Annotated in this window: 15 protein-coding genes; 7 read left to right on the forward strand and 8 right to left on the reverse strand. The window is 74.3% G+C overall.

Going from position 1 to position 15,239, the window contains the following annotated elements:
• Window positions 1–391: 391 nt before the first annotated feature.
• Window positions 392–760: a helix-turn-helix transcriptional regulator gene (locus HDG68_RS15095; RefSeq protein ID WP_172153478.1), complete on the reverse strand. Its 369-nt coding sequence runs from the start codon at window positions 758–760 to the stop codon at window positions 392–394.
• 85 nt (window positions 761–845) lie between these two features.
• Entirely contained in the window at window positions 846–1,631 is a 786-nt protein-coding gene (locus HDG68_RS15100; RefSeq protein WP_172153479.1) for a deoxyribonuclease IV, read from the reverse strand.
• Between the two features lie 113 nt (window positions 1,632–1,744).
• Between HDG68_RS15100 and HDG68_RS15105 the strand changes: the two genes are divergently transcribed.
• The 5 genes from HDG68_RS15105 to HDG68_RS15125 all read left to right on the forward strand — a co-directional run bounded on the left by HDG68_RS15105 (window position 1,745) and on the right by HDG68_RS15125 (window position 6,792).
• Window positions 1,745–1,984, forward strand: a complete 240-nt coding sequence (locus HDG68_RS15105) for an SHOCT domain-containing protein (protein ID WP_172153480.1) — start codon at window positions 1,745–1,747, stop codon at window positions 1,982–1,984.
• Between the two features lie 11 nt (window positions 1,985–1,995).
• Window positions 1,996–2,295 (forward strand): hypothetical protein, encoded by a 300-nt coding sequence (locus HDG68_RS15110; protein ID WP_172153481.1) that lies wholly within the window; start codon window positions 1,996–1,998, stop codon window positions 2,293–2,295.
• Between the two features lie 9 nt (window positions 2,296–2,304).
• Window positions 2,305–3,138: a hydroxymethylpyrimidine/phosphomethylpyrimidine kinase gene (locus tag HDG68_RS15115; protein WP_172153482.1), complete on the forward strand. Its 834-nt coding sequence runs from the start codon at window positions 2,305–2,307 to the stop codon at window positions 3,136–3,138.
• Between the two features lie 160 nt (window positions 3,139–3,298).
• On the forward strand, window positions 3,299–5,965 hold the full coding sequence (locus tag HDG68_RS15120; protein ID WP_172153552.1) for a phosphoenolpyruvate carboxylase: 2,667 nt from the start codon (window positions 3,299–3,301) through the stop codon (window positions 5,963–5,965).
• Entirely contained in the window at window positions 5,965–6,792 is an 828-nt protein-coding gene (locus tag HDG68_RS15125; protein WP_172153483.1) for a copper homeostasis protein CutC, read from the forward strand. The genes HDG68_RS15120 and HDG68_RS15125 overlap by 1 nt, the downstream gene beginning before the upstream one ends.
• A 73-nt stretch (window positions 6,793–6,865) precedes the next feature.
• Here HDG68_RS15125 and HDG68_RS15130 read toward each other — a convergent pair whose 3' ends face one another.
• Genes HDG68_RS15130 through HDG68_RS15150 form a run of 5 tightly spaced genes read right to left on the reverse strand, consistent with a single transcriptional unit; the run spans window position 6,866 to window position 12,105 of the window.
• Window positions 6,866–7,828 carry a 5'-3' exonuclease gene (locus tag HDG68_RS15130; protein WP_172153484.1) on the reverse strand — a complete coding sequence of 321 codons (963 nt, stop codon included), beginning with the start codon at window positions 7,826–7,828 and terminating at the stop codon, window positions 6,866–6,868.
• 19 nt (window positions 7,829–7,847) lie between these two features.
• The gene (gene crcB, locus HDG68_RS15135) at window positions 7,848–8,234 is read right to left on the reverse strand and encodes a fluoride efflux transporter CrcB (RefSeq protein WP_172153485.1); all 387 of its coding nucleotides are present in this window, start codon (window positions 8,232–8,234) and stop codon (window positions 7,848–7,850) included.
• On the reverse strand, window positions 8,231–8,689 hold the full coding sequence (locus HDG68_RS15140) for a CrcB family protein (protein WP_172153486.1): 459 nt from the start codon (window positions 8,687–8,689) through the stop codon (window positions 8,231–8,233). Before HDG68_RS15140 ends, crcB begins: the two co-directional genes overlap by 4 nt.
• Before the next feature lie 27 nt (window positions 8,690–8,716).
• Window positions 8,717–9,718 (reverse strand): sigma-70 family RNA polymerase sigma factor, encoded by a 1,002-nt coding sequence (locus HDG68_RS15145; RefSeq protein WP_172153487.1) that lies wholly within the window; start codon window positions 9,716–9,718, stop codon window positions 8,717–8,719.
• Window positions 9,719–9,762: 44 nt separating this feature from the next.
• Window positions 9,763–12,105, reverse strand: coding sequence for a SpoIIE family protein phosphatase (locus HDG68_RS15150; protein WP_172153488.1), 2,343 nt, complete (start codon window positions 12,103–12,105; stop codon window positions 9,763–9,765).
• A gap of 149 nt (window positions 12,106–12,254) precedes the next feature.
• Here HDG68_RS15150 and HDG68_RS15155 point away from each other — a divergent pair, with 149 nt between their 5' ends.
• Both HDG68_RS15155 and HDG68_RS15160 read left to right on the forward strand, forming a co-directional pair.
• The gene (locus HDG68_RS15155; RefSeq protein ID WP_343037611.1) at window positions 12,255–12,944 is read left to right on the forward strand and encodes a hypothetical protein; all 690 of its coding nucleotides are present in this window, start codon (window positions 12,255–12,257) and stop codon (window positions 12,942–12,944) included.
• A 50-nt stretch (window positions 12,945–12,994) separates the two neighbouring features.
• On the forward strand, window positions 12,995–14,191 hold the full coding sequence (locus HDG68_RS15160; protein ID WP_172153489.1) for an aminotransferase class I/II-fold pyridoxal phosphate-dependent enzyme: 1,197 nt from the start codon (window positions 12,995–12,997) through the stop codon (window positions 14,189–14,191).
• Here the strand turns inward: HDG68_RS15160 and HDG68_RS15165 are convergent.
• On the reverse strand, window positions 14,181–15,194 hold the full coding sequence (locus tag HDG68_RS15165) for a D-alanyl-D-alanine carboxypeptidase family protein (RefSeq protein ID WP_172153490.1): 1,014 nt from the start codon (window positions 15,192–15,194) through the stop codon (window positions 14,181–14,183). The genes HDG68_RS15160 and HDG68_RS15165 overlap by 11 nt on opposite strands.
• Window positions 15,195–15,239 lie beyond the last annotated feature (45 nt).

Raw genomic sequence — 15,239 nt, forward strand, 5'->3', positions numbered from 1 at the left:
CAGGTAGGCAACGAGCCACGCCACCGCGACCAGAACAACACCACCCTGGCCAGCCGACCCCGGGTCAGCCACCCGAAGACTCACAGGTAGGCAACCCGGTCGCGAGGTAGGCGAGCTCGCGCCGAGATAGGCAACGTCTCGCGCGTACCGCGCGGCGTGCGGAGCAGCGCCTCGGCGTGTCGCTCGGCGTGTCGCCCACGATCCGCCCACTCTTCCTGGCACATGTCCGTATGGCGAGAGTCGCGACGCCGCGGCGTCACCAGATCACGCGTGGCGTGAGACTCACGCCCCGCGTGATTCGCGACCGCGCGGCGGGCACCGATGCCGCCATCGCGACAGGTGCGGGGAAGACCATCAGTTCCCGGCAGAGAGAGACGCACGGGCTACCGGGCTACCAGACCGACCTGCCGGCCGGCGTCGGGGCCTCGGTCACCAGCTCCACGACCCGGCATCCGAAGAGCTGCGCCAGCAGACCCACCTCGTCGAGCGACCACGCGACCCGTCCCCGGAACCGTGCCGAGACGGCCGTGCGTGACAGGCCGAGCTCCGTGGCGAGCTGTTGCTGCGAGAGTCCGCGTCGTGCGGCCTCGAGCCGGACCGCGCCCGCCACCACCAGGGCCAGGCCGTCGGAGGACAACCGAGGAGCGGGCCGACGGCGCGGGGGATCGGCGAGCTCGGCGATCCCGTCCGGACCGCTCTCGGCGTCGTCGATGTCGAGCACGGGCTCCAGGGGCTGGACGAACGGACTTCTGCGTCTCATCCCGCCAGTGTGGCGCCGCACCCGTCGTCACAGAGCGTCGTCCACAGCCCCTCGGCGGCCGGGCAACACCGACCCGGCCGGACGCTCAGAGTCGCTCGCGCAGCCAGGAGATGTCGGTGCCCATGTCGCCCTTGGTCTCGCAGACCACCGGGGCGCCGGCGTCGCGGACCACGCCGAGCAGCAGCTCCTCGGGGATCTCGCCCGCTCCGAAGTTGGTGTGTCGGTCCGCCCCCGACCCGGCGGCGTCACGCGAGTCGTTCGCGTGCACCAGGTCGATGCGGCCGGTGATCGCCCGGACGTCGTCCACCACCGTGGCCAGGTCCAGGCCGCCCGCCCAGGCGTGGCAGGTGTCGAGCGTGAAGCCGACCTCGACGTCGCTCTCGGCCTGCTGCACGGCCGCCCACAGCTCGGCGATGCGGTCCAGGCGACGCGCCATGGAGTGGTCGCCGCCCGCGGTGTTCTCGACGAGGACCGGCACGTCGGTGTCCAGCGACTCGATCGCCTTGCGCCAGTTGTCGAACCCCCTCGCCGGGTCGTCCTTCGCGGTCACGTGCCCGCCGTGCACGACGACACCCTTCGCGCCGACCTCCGAGGCCCGCGTCATGATCTGCTGCAGCAGCTTGCGGCTCGGGATGCGGATGCGGTTGTTCGTCGAGGCCACATTGATGACGTACGGCGCGTGCACGTACACGTCGATGCCGGCCTCCGCCGTCGCGCCGCGGAACGCCTCCGCTCCTCCCGGGTACTCCAGCGGCGGCACCTTCCACGCCTGCGGGTCGGACAGGAACACCTGCACGACGTCGGCACCCATCTCGCGGGCATCCGCGACGGCGTCGGCGAGGGACACGTGGGCACCGATCTGCAGGGTCATGGCCACCAGCCTACGAGCGGGGTCCGACGTCGGCGCCGTCGCCGCGAGCCTCGACCGCAGTTCCGGCGGCCGCTAGTGTGACCGACGCCGAGGAAGGGACGCACGTGTTCTCGATGAGCTGGACCGCTCTGACGATGATGATGCTGCAGGCGGCCGTGCCGGTCGTCACGATGGTGGCTGTCCTGGTGATCGCCGTGACGGTGCGGCGCGACAACCCCCTCCGGGTCGCCCCGACCGACCGGCCGGGGATCCTGGAGCAGCGGCTCGAGCACCTTGACCGCCTGCTGGCGGCGGGGCGCATCACCGAGCCGGAGCACCGCGATGCCCGGGCCCGGCTCCTGGGCACGCTGTGAACCGGGTCGGAGTGTCCGACGTCCTGCGTCCGCCCCGCGTCGAGCCGTTCGCGGACGAGGGCGTCGACCTGTTCGTCCCGGCGACCTACGACGTCGTGTGGTCGGTCGTCGTGGCGGTGGTCGTTCTGCTGACACTGACGGCGGTCGTCGCGATCGTGGTGCTCGTCCGGCGTCGAGCTGCCCGACCCGAGCGTGTCGGCACAGGAACGCGCGAGTCGCGGCTGGCCGAGGTCGACCGGTTGCACGCCACCGGCGCCCTCGACGACGACGAACGTCAGGCAGCCCGGACCCGCATCCTCGGCACGCTCTAGGCTGGGACCATGCCCAGCACTCCTCCGCTCGCCCACGTCGTCGCCGGGTCCGAGGCGACCGGCGGCGCCGGCATCCAGGCCGACCTCAAGACGTTCCAGCAGCTCGGCGTCTACGGCGTCGGCACGTTGACCTGCATCGTCTCGTTCGACCCGCAGGCCGACTGGGCCCACCGCTTCGTCCCCGTCGACCCGCAGGTGATCGCCGACCAGTTCGAGGCCGCGACCGCCACCCACGACCTCGACACCGTCAAGATCGGCATGCTCGGCACCCCCGACACCGTCGACGTGGTCGCCGAGGCGCTCGCGGCGAAGTCCTGGCGTCACGTCGTGCTCGACCCGGTGCTGATCTGCAAGGGCCAGGAGCCGGGCGCCGCCCTGGACACCGACACCGCGCTGCGGGAGAAGGTGCTGCCGCTCGCCACCGTGGTCACGCCCAACCTCTTCGAGGCGGCCACGCTGGCCGGCACCGAGCCGATCGAGGACGTCGACGGTCTGGTCGACGCCGCGCGCCGGATCCATGCCCTGCTCGACACGTCGGCCGGCCCGCGCTACGTGGTCGCCAAGGGCGGCGCGGAGCTGCCCGGCCCCGACGCCGTGGACGTGCTGTTCGACGGCACGGACGTCACCGTGCTGAGCGCGCCCAAGATCGGCGAGGAGCGGGTCTCCGGCGCCGGGTGCACCTTCGCCGCGGCGATCACCGCGGAGCTCGCCAAGGGCGCCGACGTGCGCGCCGCCGCGCAGGTCGCGAAGGATGTGGTCACCGCCGGGATCGAGGCGCGGGTGGCCGCACGCACGCCGTTCGACACGGTGTGGCAGGGCGCGTACGCACCCGCCGCCGGATGACCGGGCCGCGGGCCGCCGTCGTCCCGCGGAGGGTGCCCGCACAGCGGACGCAAACTATGTCTCAAGCCCGGTTCGGCTTAGTCTCTAGGTCGTGAGCGACAACTACGGACACCAGAGCCCGAGCACGGGCGCGATCGAGCGTGTGGTCGCCCGGCACGAGATGCCCGACCCGTTGCGCGACGACATCCGCCTCCTCGGCGGGCTGCTCGGCAGCGTGCTGCGCGAGGCGGGCGGGCAGGACCTGCTCGACGACGTCGAGCGGCTGCGCGAGCTGACGATCCGCGCCTACGGGGTGGACGACGGTGGAGCGGCGCTGGCCGAGGCGGCCGACGTCGTCGCCGGCTACAGCCTCGAGCGCGCCGAACAGGTCGCCCGTGCCTTCACCTGCTACTTCCACCTGGCGAACCTCGCCGAGGAGTACCACCGGGTCCGCGTGCTGCGGATCCGCGAGTCCGAGGCCGGCGCCGCGATCGAGGAGTCGCTGCCCGCCGCCTTCACCCAGCTGGCCGAGGAGGTCGGCCGCGAGGAGGCGCTGCGACGCCTGGGCGAGCTGGAGTTCCGCCCGGTCCTGACGGCCCACCCGACCGAGGCCCGCCGTCGTGCCGTCTCTGGTGCGGTACGCCGCATCTCCGACCTGCTGTCCGAGCGTGACACCCTGCACCCGGGCGGCACGTCCCGCACGGAGAACGAGCGCCGCCTGCTCGCCGAGATCGACACGATGTGGCGCACCTCCCCGATCCGCGCGGCCAAGCCGACCGTGATCGACGAGGTCAAGACCGCTATGGGCGTCTTCGACGCCACCATGTTCGACACGTTCCCCGAGGTGTACCGCCGCCTGGACGACTGGATCCTCGACGGCGAGGCCGGGCGCACCCCGCCGGTCGCCAAGCCGTTCGTGTTCCTCGGCTCCTGGATCGGCGGCGACCGGGACGGCAACCCGAACGTCACCGCCGACGTGACCCGGCAGGCCGCCACCCTGGCCGCCGAGCACGCCCTGACCGCGCTCGAGAACGCCGCGGTCGCCACCGGCCGCAAGCTCACCCTCGAGGAGGCGAGCACCCCGGCGTCGGCCGAGCTCAAGGCCCTGTGGCAGCAGCTGCGCCAGCTGTCGGACGAGCTGACGGCCAAGGCCGCGGCGGACTCCCCGAACGAGCCGCACCGCGCCGCGGTGCTGGCCATCGCCGGCCGGATCCGCGCGACCCGGACCCGCGACGCCGACCTGGCCTACCAGGTCCCCGAGGAGCTCGAGGCCGAGCTGCGCGTGGTGCAGGAGTCGCTCGTGGCGGCCGGTGCCAACCGTGCGGCCTACGGCGACCTGCAGCGGCTCGTGTGGCAGGTGCAGACCTTCGGGTTCCACCTGGCCGAGCTCGAGGTGCGCCAGCACTCCCAGGTGCACGCCGCGGCGCTCGACGAGATCGCCGAGAAGGGCGTCCACGGCGAGCTGTCCGACCGCACCCGCGAGGTGCTGGACACCTACCGCGCCCTCGGCGCCGTGCAGAAGCGGTTCGGCGAGCGCGCCGCCCGCCGGTACATCGTGTCCTTCACGCAGGCCCCCGAGCACCTGGCGGCCGTCTACCAGCTCGCCGAGCTGGCGTTCGACGGCACGGACGACGCCCCGGTGGTCGACGCGATCCCGCTGTTCGAGACCTTCGCCGACCTGGAGAACTCGGTCGACATCCTCGAGGCGATGCTGGAGATGCCGCAGGTCCAGAAGCGGCTCGAGCAGAACGGCCGCCGCGTGGAGGTCATGCTCGGCTACTCCGACTCCTCGAAGGACGTCGGTCCCGTCGCCGCGACCCTCGCGCTCCACAAGGCGCAGTCGCGCATCGCGCAGTGGGCGCAGAAGCACGACATCACGCTGACCCAGTTCCACGGCCGCGGCGGTGCCCTCGGCCGCGGCGGCGGCCCCGCGAACCGTGCGGTGCTGGCCCAGCCGCCGCACTCGGTGGACGGGCGGTTCAAGCTCACCGAGCAGGGCGAGGTCATCCTGGCCCGCTACGGCAACCCGACGATCGCCGCCCGGCACATCGAGCAGGTGGCTGCCGCGACGCTGCTGGCCTCGGCGCCGTCGACGGAGGAGCGCAACGCCAGCACGGCCGAGCGGTTCTCCGGCGTCGCCTCCGCGCTGGACGCCTCCTCGCGGGCCCGGTTCCACGAGCTGGTGCAGTCCGAGGGCTTCCCGCAGTGGTTCTCGCAGGTGACGCCGCTGGAGGAGGTCGGCCTGCTGCCGATCGGCTCCCGGCCGGCCAAGCGCGGCCTCTCGGTCAACTCGCTGGACGACCTGCGGGCCATCCCGTGGGTGTTCTCCTGGTCGCAGGCCCGCATCAACCTGGCCGGCTGGTTCGGTCTGGGCACGGCGCTGAAGTCGTTCGCGGAGGGCGAGGGCAGCCTGGACGAGCTCAAGGCCGCCTACACCGAGTGGCCGCTGTTCGGCACGCTGCTCGACAACATCGAGATGTCGCTGGCCAAGACGGACGAGCGCATCGCCGAGCAGTACCTGGCCCTGGGCGACCGCGACGACCTGGCCGACATGGTCCTCACCGAGCTGCGCCTGACCCGCGAGTGGGTCCTGAAGATCACCGGGAACGAGTGGCCGCTGGCCAGCCGCCGGGTGCTCGGTCGGGCCGTCCAGCTGCGGTCGCCCTACGTCGACGCGCTGTCGCTCCTGCAGGTGCGCGCGCTGCGGGCCCTGCGCACCCAGGGTGCGAGCGAGGGCCTGACGGTGGACGACGGCGAGTGGGTCGACGGCGGCTACAAGGACCGCTGGCAGCACCTGCTGCTCCTGACCGTGAACGGTGTGTCCGCCGGTCTGCAGAACACCGGCTGATGGTCGACGACGTGACGCCCGTCGGTGCTGCGGCACCGGCGGGCGGCGCCGTGTCCGGGACCGCCGGTTCGCGAGTGCCCGCGCTGGAGCTCGCCGTGCAGGACGTCGCGGGCGTCGACGTCGCGGCGTCGGTGGGTGCCCGCCGGGTCGAGCTGTGCGCGGCGCTCGGGGCGACGGGCGGGATGACGCCGGGCCCGGGACTGCTGGCCGCGGCCGTCGAGCGTGCCGGTGTGCCGTCGTCGGACGGCGTCGAGGTGCACGTGCTGGTGCGCCCGCGTCCGGGCGGGTTCGTGCTCGTCGACGGTGAGCTGGACGTGCAGGTCCGGGAGGTGGCGGCGGCGCGCGCCGCGGGGGCGCACGGGGTCGTCGTCGGTGCGTCGCGTCCGGACGGCACGGTCGACGCGGCCGCGCTGCGAGAGCTGGTCGCGGCGGCCGACGGCCTGGAGGTGACGTTCCACCGGGCGTTCGACCAGCTCGCCGACCCGTTCGCGGCGCTGGACGTGCTGGCAGGGCTCGGGGTGGCTCGTGTGCTGACCTCCGGCGGGGCGGCGCGCTGCGCCGACGGCGTCGAGCGGCTCGCGGCCTGCGTCGCGCACACGCGGGACGCGCTCGGCGGGGCGGTGCAGGTCATGGCCGGCGGCGGCGTGCGGGTCGCCGACGTGCCGGGGCTGGTCGCGGCCGGCGTCGACGCGGTGCACCTGTCGGCCAAGCGCGTGGTGTCCGACGACGGCGGTCCCGGTGGTGGGGGCGACTCCGGCTACGAGGTGACGGACCCGGAGGTCGCGTCAGCCGCGGCCGAGGCCCTCCGCTCAGCGTTGTGGGCGTAGAAACTGTGGTTCCAGAACGCGCATAGCGGGCATATCGGGCCAGATGGCGCGCCCACAACGGACGGGGGAGCGGTCAGCCGGCCAGGGCCTTCAGCACCCGGTCGACGCTGGAGCGGATGCCCCAGCGCTCGACCAGCGCCTCCAGCGCCGCAGGGTCCGCCGGCGCGGACGGCAGCGCGTCGTCGAACGGGGCGATCGGTGCGTCGTCGGCCACGCGCACGACGGCGGGAGCCACCGCGAGGTAGTCGGCCGCCGCGGCGATCCGGGTCCGCTGCGACGGGGTGACGCCCTTCTCCTCGGCGGCCGCGGCCTCGAGCACCCGGTCGAGCGTCCCGAACGCCGCCAGCAGCTTGGCCGCGGTCTTCTCCCCGATGCCGGCCACGCCGGGCAGGCCGTCCGACGGGTCGCCGCGCAGCACCGCCATCTCGGCGTAGGCGGACCCCGTGGGCACGCCGTACTTCTCCGCCAGGCGCGCCTGGTCCACGACGTCCGGGTCCCGCACGCCGCGGGCCGGGTAGAGGACGGCGACCCCCGCGGCGTCGTCGACGAGCTGGAACAGGTCCCGGTCGCCCGTGACGATCCCGACCTGCGGACCGGGGCCGCCCTGCCCGGCCGGGGTGCCGCCGTCGTGCCCGGCGACCTCCCGCGCGACGAGCGTGCCGATCACGTCGTCCGCCTCGTACCCCGGCGAGCCCACCCGCGCGAGCCCCAGCGCGGCGAGCACCTCGACGATCACCGGCACCTGGGCCCGCAGGTCCTCGGGCATCTCCTCGACGTCCGGGCCGTCGGCCCGCAGCTCGGCGACCCGGTGCTCCTTGTACGAGCCGATGGCCTCCACCCGGAAGGCGGGCCGCCAGTCGTCGTCCCAGCAGGCCACGAGACGGTCCGGGCGATGTTCGGTGACCAGGAACGCGATCATGTCCAGTAGCCCGCGCACGGCGTTGACGGGTTCGCCCTGCGGCGAGCGCAACGAGTCCGGCATGCCGAAGAACGCACGGAAGTAGAGCGACGCGGTGTCGAGCAGCAGCAGGCGCATGAGCACAGCCTGGCACGTCTCAGCCCAGCAGCGCCGCCATGAGGGCGAACCCGGCGACGACGGCGGCCCAGGATACCGCGAGGGTGCTCAGCGCGTGCCCGACGGCGGCGGCGTGCCGCCCGCCGCGCATCATCGTCACGGTCTCCACGATCGCGGTCGAGAACGTCGTGAACCCGCCGCACACCCCGATCGCGAGGAGCAGGTGCCAGTGCTCGCCGGCGTCGGAGAAGGCGAGCCAGCCCGTGACGAGACCGATGAGCAGCGCGCCGAGGGCGTTGACGATCCAGGTGCCCCAGGGGAAGCCGTCGGGGCGCCGCGCCTTGATGGTGTCCGCCGCCCAGAAGCGGACGGCGGCGCCCAGCCCGCCGCCGACCCCGACCAGCACGGCCGCGAGGAGTCCGGTCATCGGTCGTCCCTCCCGCGCAGCAGGCGGCCGAACGTGCTCGGGGGCGTCCTCGCTCCCAGGAGCACGCCCAGCAGGGCCGCCAGGGTGCCGAGCAGGAGCGTGGCACCGGCGTAGCCCAGGGCGGCGGGCCAGGTGCCGTCGCCGGTGAGCTGGGTGATGTCGAGCGCGAGCGAGGAGTACGTGGTGAACCCGCCCAGCATGCCGGTGCCGAAGAACAGCCGGACGCGGCGCAGTCGCGGGGTCTCGGGCCCGCGGCGGGCCAAGGCCTCCAGCAGCCAGCCGAGCAGGAAGGCGCCGGCCAGGTTGACGGCGAACGTCGACCACGGCCACTCGCCCGGCTCGTGGGGGAGCACGAGGCTCACGAGGTAGCGGGCGACGGAGCCGACGGCGCCGCCCGCGGCGACGAGCGTGACGAGCCGCAGGTCCTGGTGCGGTGGCCTGCCCGGTGACGTCACGCCCCCATCATGGCGCAGCGGGCGGGTCTACCTCGCGGGCAGGTGGTCCGGCAGGCCGAACCGGGGGAACCAGGTGGCGGTGTCGAGGAACGTGGTGATGCCGGTGACGCGGCCGGCGCCGTCGTCCTCAAGCACGACCAGTCCCCAGGGCGTCCAGCCGCCGTCGGCGTCGACCCGGTACTGCCCGAACGCCATCGACCCGTTGGCGTGCACCCGCAGGCACCGCGACCCGAGGCACCCCTTGCCCGGGCCCGCCATCCAGCGGGCGATCTCGTGCGGGCCCGAGACCCACAGGGTGTACGGCGGCATGTTGAGCACGGCGTCGTCGTGCAGAAGGCGCACGAGCGCCTCGAGGTCGTACCGCTCGAACGCGTCGAGGTACCGACCCAGCAGCTCCTCGTCCACCTCGCCCCAGCGCTCGGTGTCGCGCGAGAGGTTCTTCGAGCCGAGGGTGGCGCGCGCCCGCTGCAGCGCGCTGTTCACGGACGCGACGGTGGTGTCCAGCAGGGCGGCGGTCTCCGCCGCGGACCAGCGCAGCACCTCGCGCAGCACCAGGACCGCGCGCTGGCGGGGCGGCAGGTGCTGCAGCGCCGCGACGAACGCCAGCCGTACGGACTCGCGACCGATCGCCATGTCGGCGGGGTCGCCCTCGCGGGGCAGCACCGCGTCGTCGGGGACGGGTTCGACCCAGCGCTCCTCGGCGAGCGTCTCGCCGAAGTTCTCGATCTCGGCCGGCTGCGCGGCGCCGATCCCCATGGGGCGCTCGCGCCGCTTGGCCGAGCCCAGGGCGTCGAAGCACACGTTCGTCGCGATGCGGTACAACCACGAGCGCACCGACGACCGGCCCTCGAACCGGTCGTAGGCCCGCCAGGCGCGCAGCATCGTCTCCTGCACGGCGTCGTCGGCGTCGGCGGCGCCGCCGAGCATGCGGTAGCAGTACCCGGTGAGCTCGCGCCGGTACCTCTCGAGCAGCACGCCGACGTCGGGGGCGTCGACCCCGGCGGCCGGGGACGATATGGCCTGTGTCATACCTCACACGGTAGGCCCGCCCTCCGACACGCGCCAGGGTCCGCTCAGGTCTTGCGGCGTCGCGCCTCGTCCCGCGTCCAGGGCAGCACGCGCTCGACCAGCGGGATCGAGCTCGTGGTCGGCGACGGGCGCGGGATCGCCGGCACCACGCCGGTCAGCGGCCGCGCCTCCCGGTCGATCTCGAACCACACCGTCTTGCCCTCGCCGCCGTCGGCGTGGCGTCCGACCCCCTCGCCCAGGTGCTGGTCGACGCCCCACCGGGAGGCGAGCCGCTCCAGGAACTGCACGCCGCGCCCCGACAGGTCCTGCGGCTCGGGTGCGCGCAGCACGGGCGGCCGGGTGCAGCCGTCGCGCACGGCCACGCGCAGCCGCCGGTCGTCGACCTCGACGGTCGCCACGATGGGGCTGGCGCCGTGCTCGAGCGCGTTCGTGAGGATCTCGCTGGACAGCAGCATCGCGGTGCGGCGCTGCTCGGCGTCCACGCTGCACGACTCGAGCACGTCGTCGACCCAGCGCCGGGCCGGACCGAGGTCGCTCAGGTCGTCGGCGACCTTGCGTTCCGCGGTGGCGGGACCGTCGTCCGACGGCGGGCCCGACGGCGCCGGGACGCGGGCCCGGGCCGCCAGCACTGCGACGTCGTCGCGCTGCGCCCGCCCGACGAGCCGGCGCACGAGCGAGCGCGGCAGCGACGCCGTCGCCTCGCCGAGGGTGTCGGCGAGCGCCTGCTCGAGCGCCGCGGTGCGCTCCGGCACGGGGACCCCGCGCCGTTCGACGAGCCCGTCGGTGTACAGCAGGAGGGTGTCGCCGGGCAGCAGGCGGGTCACGTGGTCGTGGCGCGGGGTGGCGGGGTGGATGCCGAGCAGCATGTCGGGTCGTGCGTCGAGCTGTTCGACGCTGCCGTCGCGGCGCAGCACGAGCGGCGGCGGGTGGCCGGCGTTCGACCAGGTCAGCGTGTAGCCGCGCTCGGGTGCGCCGTCGGGTCCCGTGTCCCCGCAGGGGCGTTCGTCCTGGTCGAGCCGCACGACGACGGCGGTCGCCATGGCGTGCGGGCCCAGCTCGGCGTTGGCCCGGTCCAGGCGGCCGAGGAGCTCGGCGGGGGACTCGTCGTGGCTCCAGGCCACGGCGCGCAGCATGGAGCGGAGCTGACCCATCTGGGCGGCGGCGCCGACGTCGTGCCCCGCGACGTCGCCGATCATGAGCACGGCGGTGCGTTCGTCGCGCACGACGGCGTCGTACCAGTCCCCGCCGACCTGGTCGGTGCGTGCCGCCGGGGCGTAGGTGGTGGCGAGGTCGAGGTGGGCGACCTCGGGCGGGTCGGTCAGCAGGGACTCCTGCAGCGTGGTGGCGACGCGGCGTCGTGCCTCGAGCAGGGCGACCCGCTCCAGCGACATGGCCACGTACCGGCTGACCGTGGCCTCCAGGGCGGCGGTGCCGGCGTCGTGGTCGCGCTTCTCCTCCCAGACGCAGATGACGACGCCGATGACGTCGTCGTCGGTGACGATGGGCAGGAACGACCGTGCGCCGCTGGAGACCAGCCCGATCCCCGCCATCGCGGGGAACACCTCGATCATCTCCTCGTGGTCCCGGTAGAACAGGGTCTTGCGGGTGCGGACGACGGCGGTGTCCGGGCGGGGCGCGTCGAGGCGGGCCGAGCGCATGTCTTCGGGGAAGCCGGGTTCCTGGTGCCCGACGGTGATGTAGCGCAGGTGGCGGCGGTCGGCGTCGACGAGCGCGAGCGAGCACCAGCGGGCGCCCATGCCGGAGCCGACCACCTGGGCGATGGTCTCCTCGACCTCCTCGATGGTGGTCACGCCGGCGAACCGTTCCGACAGCCCGAGCAGGAACTGGGCCCGCTGGTGGGCGCGGAACGCGACCTGCTCGGCGCGGCGCGCCCGTTCCCGCTCGGCGCGCAGCCGCAGCTCGCTGGTGCAGGCCGCGGCGAGGTCGGCGAGCGTGGCGAGGTCCTCCTCGGACCAGGTGCGGGGGGTGTCGTGCAGGGCCCACAGCGCGCCGACGACGTGCCCGCGGGAGTCCTCGACGGGGTAGCCGGCGAGGGATCGCGTGCCGAGCGCCTTGACGAGCCCACGGTCGGCGACGGAGGGGACGTCGTCGACGTCGCCGATGATCACCGGTCGACGGTTCTCGACGATGTCACCGGTGACAGGGTGGTCCATGCGGTAGACACGGGCGCGCTGCACGTCGCCCGGCAGCCCGAGCGCGCCGGGCAAGAGCTGTACGGACGGGTCGTCGGAGAGCAGGACGAGCGTGGCTGCGGGCACGCCGAGCACCCGGTGGGCGATCCGCACGATGCGGTCGAACACCTCGTCGGCCGTGGCTTGCTCCGGGGCGCCGTGGGGCAGCGAACCCAGGACCTGGGTCTCGGGCACCGTCCCAGTATGGCGTGCGACACCCTCGGGCGGGTCCAGGCGTGCGGGCGCGGCCCAGGTCCGGGCGGTGCAGATCGCCCCCAGCCGTTGCGACGTGGGTCACACCGCGCGCACACTGGAGCAAGGACCGATACGGGGGTGGACTCGTGGTGGGAACCGCTGGAACGTTCGACGCCCTGCCCATGCTGGGCCGGGGCAAGCACCGTAACCCGAAGAAGGGCGCCTGCTTCATGGAGCTGGCGTCGTTCCTCGCGGGTGAGCGCTGGAGCGACCATCCGCAGTGCACGCACCCGCTGCTGGCGATGATGGCGCGCGCCGTCAACGACCTGACGTCCGACGACGCGCGGCCGCGCCTGGCGCCGCTGATCCCGTCGGTCATCGGGCTGACCAGCGACGACCCACGCTGGGACGTGCACATCGCCCTACGCGCGGCGCAGACGGCGCTGCCGGTCGCGCCGGAGGACCGTCAGCAGACCCTCGCGGTGGCGATCTACGGCGCCGAGCGCATGCTCGACGTCCTGGACGGCCGGCCGGAGGGGACGATGTCGGCCGCCAGCGTCGAGGCGCTCGCCACGACGCCGCGGACCGCCGAGTGGGCGCGGCGCTTCTGCGCGGGCACGCACGTCAAGCCCAAGCGGTTCGTCCGCGACGCGGCGCCCTCGGTGGTCTCGACGGCGGTGCAGGGCATCAGCGAGTCGTACCGGCCCGACATCGACGCCCGGCTGCGCGAGCTGCTCGAGGCGACGGTCGCCGACGCGCGACGCTGGGCGGGCGCGGAGGACGCCGAGGTGCTGCGGGAGGACCAGTGGGTCGACGTGGTGCGGCCCGCGGGCGTGTGACGTCGTCCGGACGGCTGGAACCGGGCGAGCGCGCCTGGTAGACCGGTCGGGTGACCGACTCCCCGCTGGACCAGCTCTCCCTCGCCGACCTGCGCCGTCGGACGTCCGTGAAGTGGACCGCCTACCCCGACGACGTGCTGCCGCTGTTCGTGGCCGAGATGGACGTGCCGCAGGCACCGTTCGTCGTGGCGGCGATCGACCACGCGCTCGCGGCCGGCGACACCGGGTACGACCGCGGCACGGGGTACGCCGCGGCGCTCGCGCCGTTCGCGCGGCGCCGGTGGGGGTGGGACCCCGACGTGCGCTCCAGCCGCACGACGGCGGACGTCATGGTCGCGACCGTCGAGATCCTGCGGGTGCTGACCGCACCCGGGGACGCCGTCGTCGTCACCCCGCCCGTCTACCCGCCGTTCTACGGCTACACCCGCAACGAGGGGCGCCAGGTCGTCGAGGCGCCCCTCGACGCCGACGGCCGGCTCGACCCGGACACCCTGGAGGCCGCGTTCCGGACCGCCACCGGTGCGGCCGCGCACGGCACCGGGCCGGGGTCCGGGCGTCGGGCGGTGCTGCTGCTGTGCAACCCCCACAACCCGACCGGCACCGTCCACACCCGCGCCGAGCTCGAGCAGGTGCTCGCCCTGGCCGGGCGGTACGGCGTGCGGGTGGTCGCGGACGAGATCCACGCACCGTTCACCGCCGAGGGTCTCGCACCGGAGGCGACCGCGTTCACCCCGCTGCTGGACGTCGCCGGCAGCGACGACGCGATCGCCGTGCACTCGGCGTCCAAGGCGTTCAACCTGGCCGGGCTGCGCGCCGCCACCGCCCTCGCCGGCCCCGACGCCGCCGCCGACCTGCGCCGCATCCCCGAGGAGGCCGGGCACGCCGTCAACCACCTCGCCGTCCTCGCGCACGCCGCCGCCTACACCGAGGGGGACGACTGGCTGGACGCGCTGCGCGAGGGGATCGTGCGACGCCGCGAGCTCGCGACGAAGCTCCTCGCCGAGCACGCCCCCGCGGTGCGCGTCCACCCCGGCGAGGGCACCTACCTGATGTGGCTCGACGTGCGCGACGCCGTGCCCGCCGACGTCGACCCCCACCAGCACGTGCTGCGCACCGCGAAGGTCGCGCTCGGCGACGGGCGGCACTTCGGCACCGGCGGGGACGGCCGGCTGCGGCTCAACCTGGCCACGACGCCGGAGATCCTGACCGAGGCGGTCGAACGGCTGGGAGCGGCGCTCAACCGCTGAGGCCGAACGCCTCCTCGAGGGTGCCGCCGCCGTGGTGCAGGTAGGCCGCCAGGTGCGTGCCGACGTAGCGCAGGTGCCACGGTTCGCCCCGGTAGCCGGTGACGTCCTCGGCGCCGCGGGGGTAGCGGACCACGTAGCCGTACCGCCACGCGTGCCGGTCCACCCAGTCCGACGACGGCGTGCCCCCGAAGTCCGTGAACGGCACCCCGGCCTGCGTGACGTCGGCCGCCCACCCCGTCTGGTGCTCCGAGTGGCCGGACCGCGCCGAGAACCGGGACGCCGCCCGCTCGCCGTGGCGTGCGGCGTACCGGTCGAACAGCCGCTCCTGGTAGCCGGCCGGCCGGAACCCGGAGACCAGCACCAGGCGCTCGCCCGTGGCGTCCTGCGCGTCGGCCGCGAGCTCGCCCAGCGCCTTCGCCGCCGCCGGCCGCAGCTCGGTCCACGCGCCCTGGGTCGCCAAGTCGGGTTCGACGAGGCGTCCGGGGCGGTACCCCTGCGGTGAGATCGCCCGGTCCTTGGTGACCAGGACCGTCGGGTCGGCGGGGTCCGTGCCCGCCTCCCAGGAGGCGTGGACCACCTTGACGCCGCTGGTGGCCGGGGCGGCGTCGGCCGTGCCCGCCACGAACAGCCGCCAGCGGGTCACCGGAGCCTGCGTCCAGTGGCCCGTCAGCCCCACCGCCGCGGCCCAGGTGCCCGCACCCGTCGGGAAGGACCGTCGGGTCATCCACGCTCCGTCCACGAGCTGCTGCAGCTCGACGTCGCGCCCCAGCCCCGGAGAGATCGCGACGCCGTCCGTCCAGGGCGTGCCGACCGTCCGCTCCTCCGTCGGCGCCCAGCCCACCACGGCCGTGTACCGAGCGAGCGGCTCGTGCGCCGCCGGGTCGGGCGCCACCGGACCGTGCGGCGCCACCGCACCCGCCGTCGTCGGGCAGGCGACCACCGCGGCGACGGCTGCTGCGGTCACCACACGGCGCGCACGACGGCGGAAGGACGGCGGGAGCACGGGGCGCACTCTAGGAGCATCACCCCTGGGCACGCCAGACGCACC

Source organism: Isoptericola chiayiensis (assembly GCF_013149805.1).
Lineage (GTDB): Bacteria > Actinomycetota > Actinomycetes > Actinomycetales > Cellulomonadaceae > Isoptericola > Isoptericola chiayiensis.

Coding starts and splice junctions, on each gene's coding strand:
- HDG68_RS15095 (WP_172153478.1), bottom strand. CDS start 760: ATGAGACGCAGAAGTCCGTTCGTCCAGCCCCTGGAGCCCGTGCTCGAC.
- HDG68_RS15100 (WP_172153479.1), bottom strand. CDS start 1,631: ATGACCCTGCAGATCGGTGCCCACGTGTCCCTCGCCGACGCCGTCGCG.
- HDG68_RS15105 (WP_172153480.1), top strand. CDS start 1,745: ATGAGCTGGACCGCTCTGACGATGATGATGCTGCAGGCGGCCGTGCCG.
- HDG68_RS15115 (WP_172153482.1), top strand. CDS start 2,305: ATGCCCAGCACTCCTCCGCTCGCCCACGTCGTCGCCGGGTCCGAGGCG.
- HDG68_RS15120 (WP_172153552.1), top strand. CDS start 3,299: ATGCCCGACCCGTTGCGCGACGACATCCGCCTCCTCGGCGGGCTGCTC.
- HDG68_RS15125 (WP_172153483.1), top strand. CDS start 5,965: ATGGTCGACGACGTGACGCCCGTCGGTGCTGCGGCACCGGCGGGCGGC.
- HDG68_RS15130 (WP_172153484.1), bottom strand. CDS start 7,828: ATGCGCCTGCTGCTGCTCGACACCGCGTCGCTCTACTTCCGTGCGTTC.
- crcB (WP_172153485.1), bottom strand. CDS start 8,234: ATGACCGGACTCCTCGCGGCCGTGCTGGTCGGGGTCGGCGGCGGGCTG.
- HDG68_RS15145 (WP_172153487.1), bottom strand. CDS start 9,718: ATGACACAGGCCATATCGTCCCCGGCCGCCGGGGTCGACGCCCCCGAC.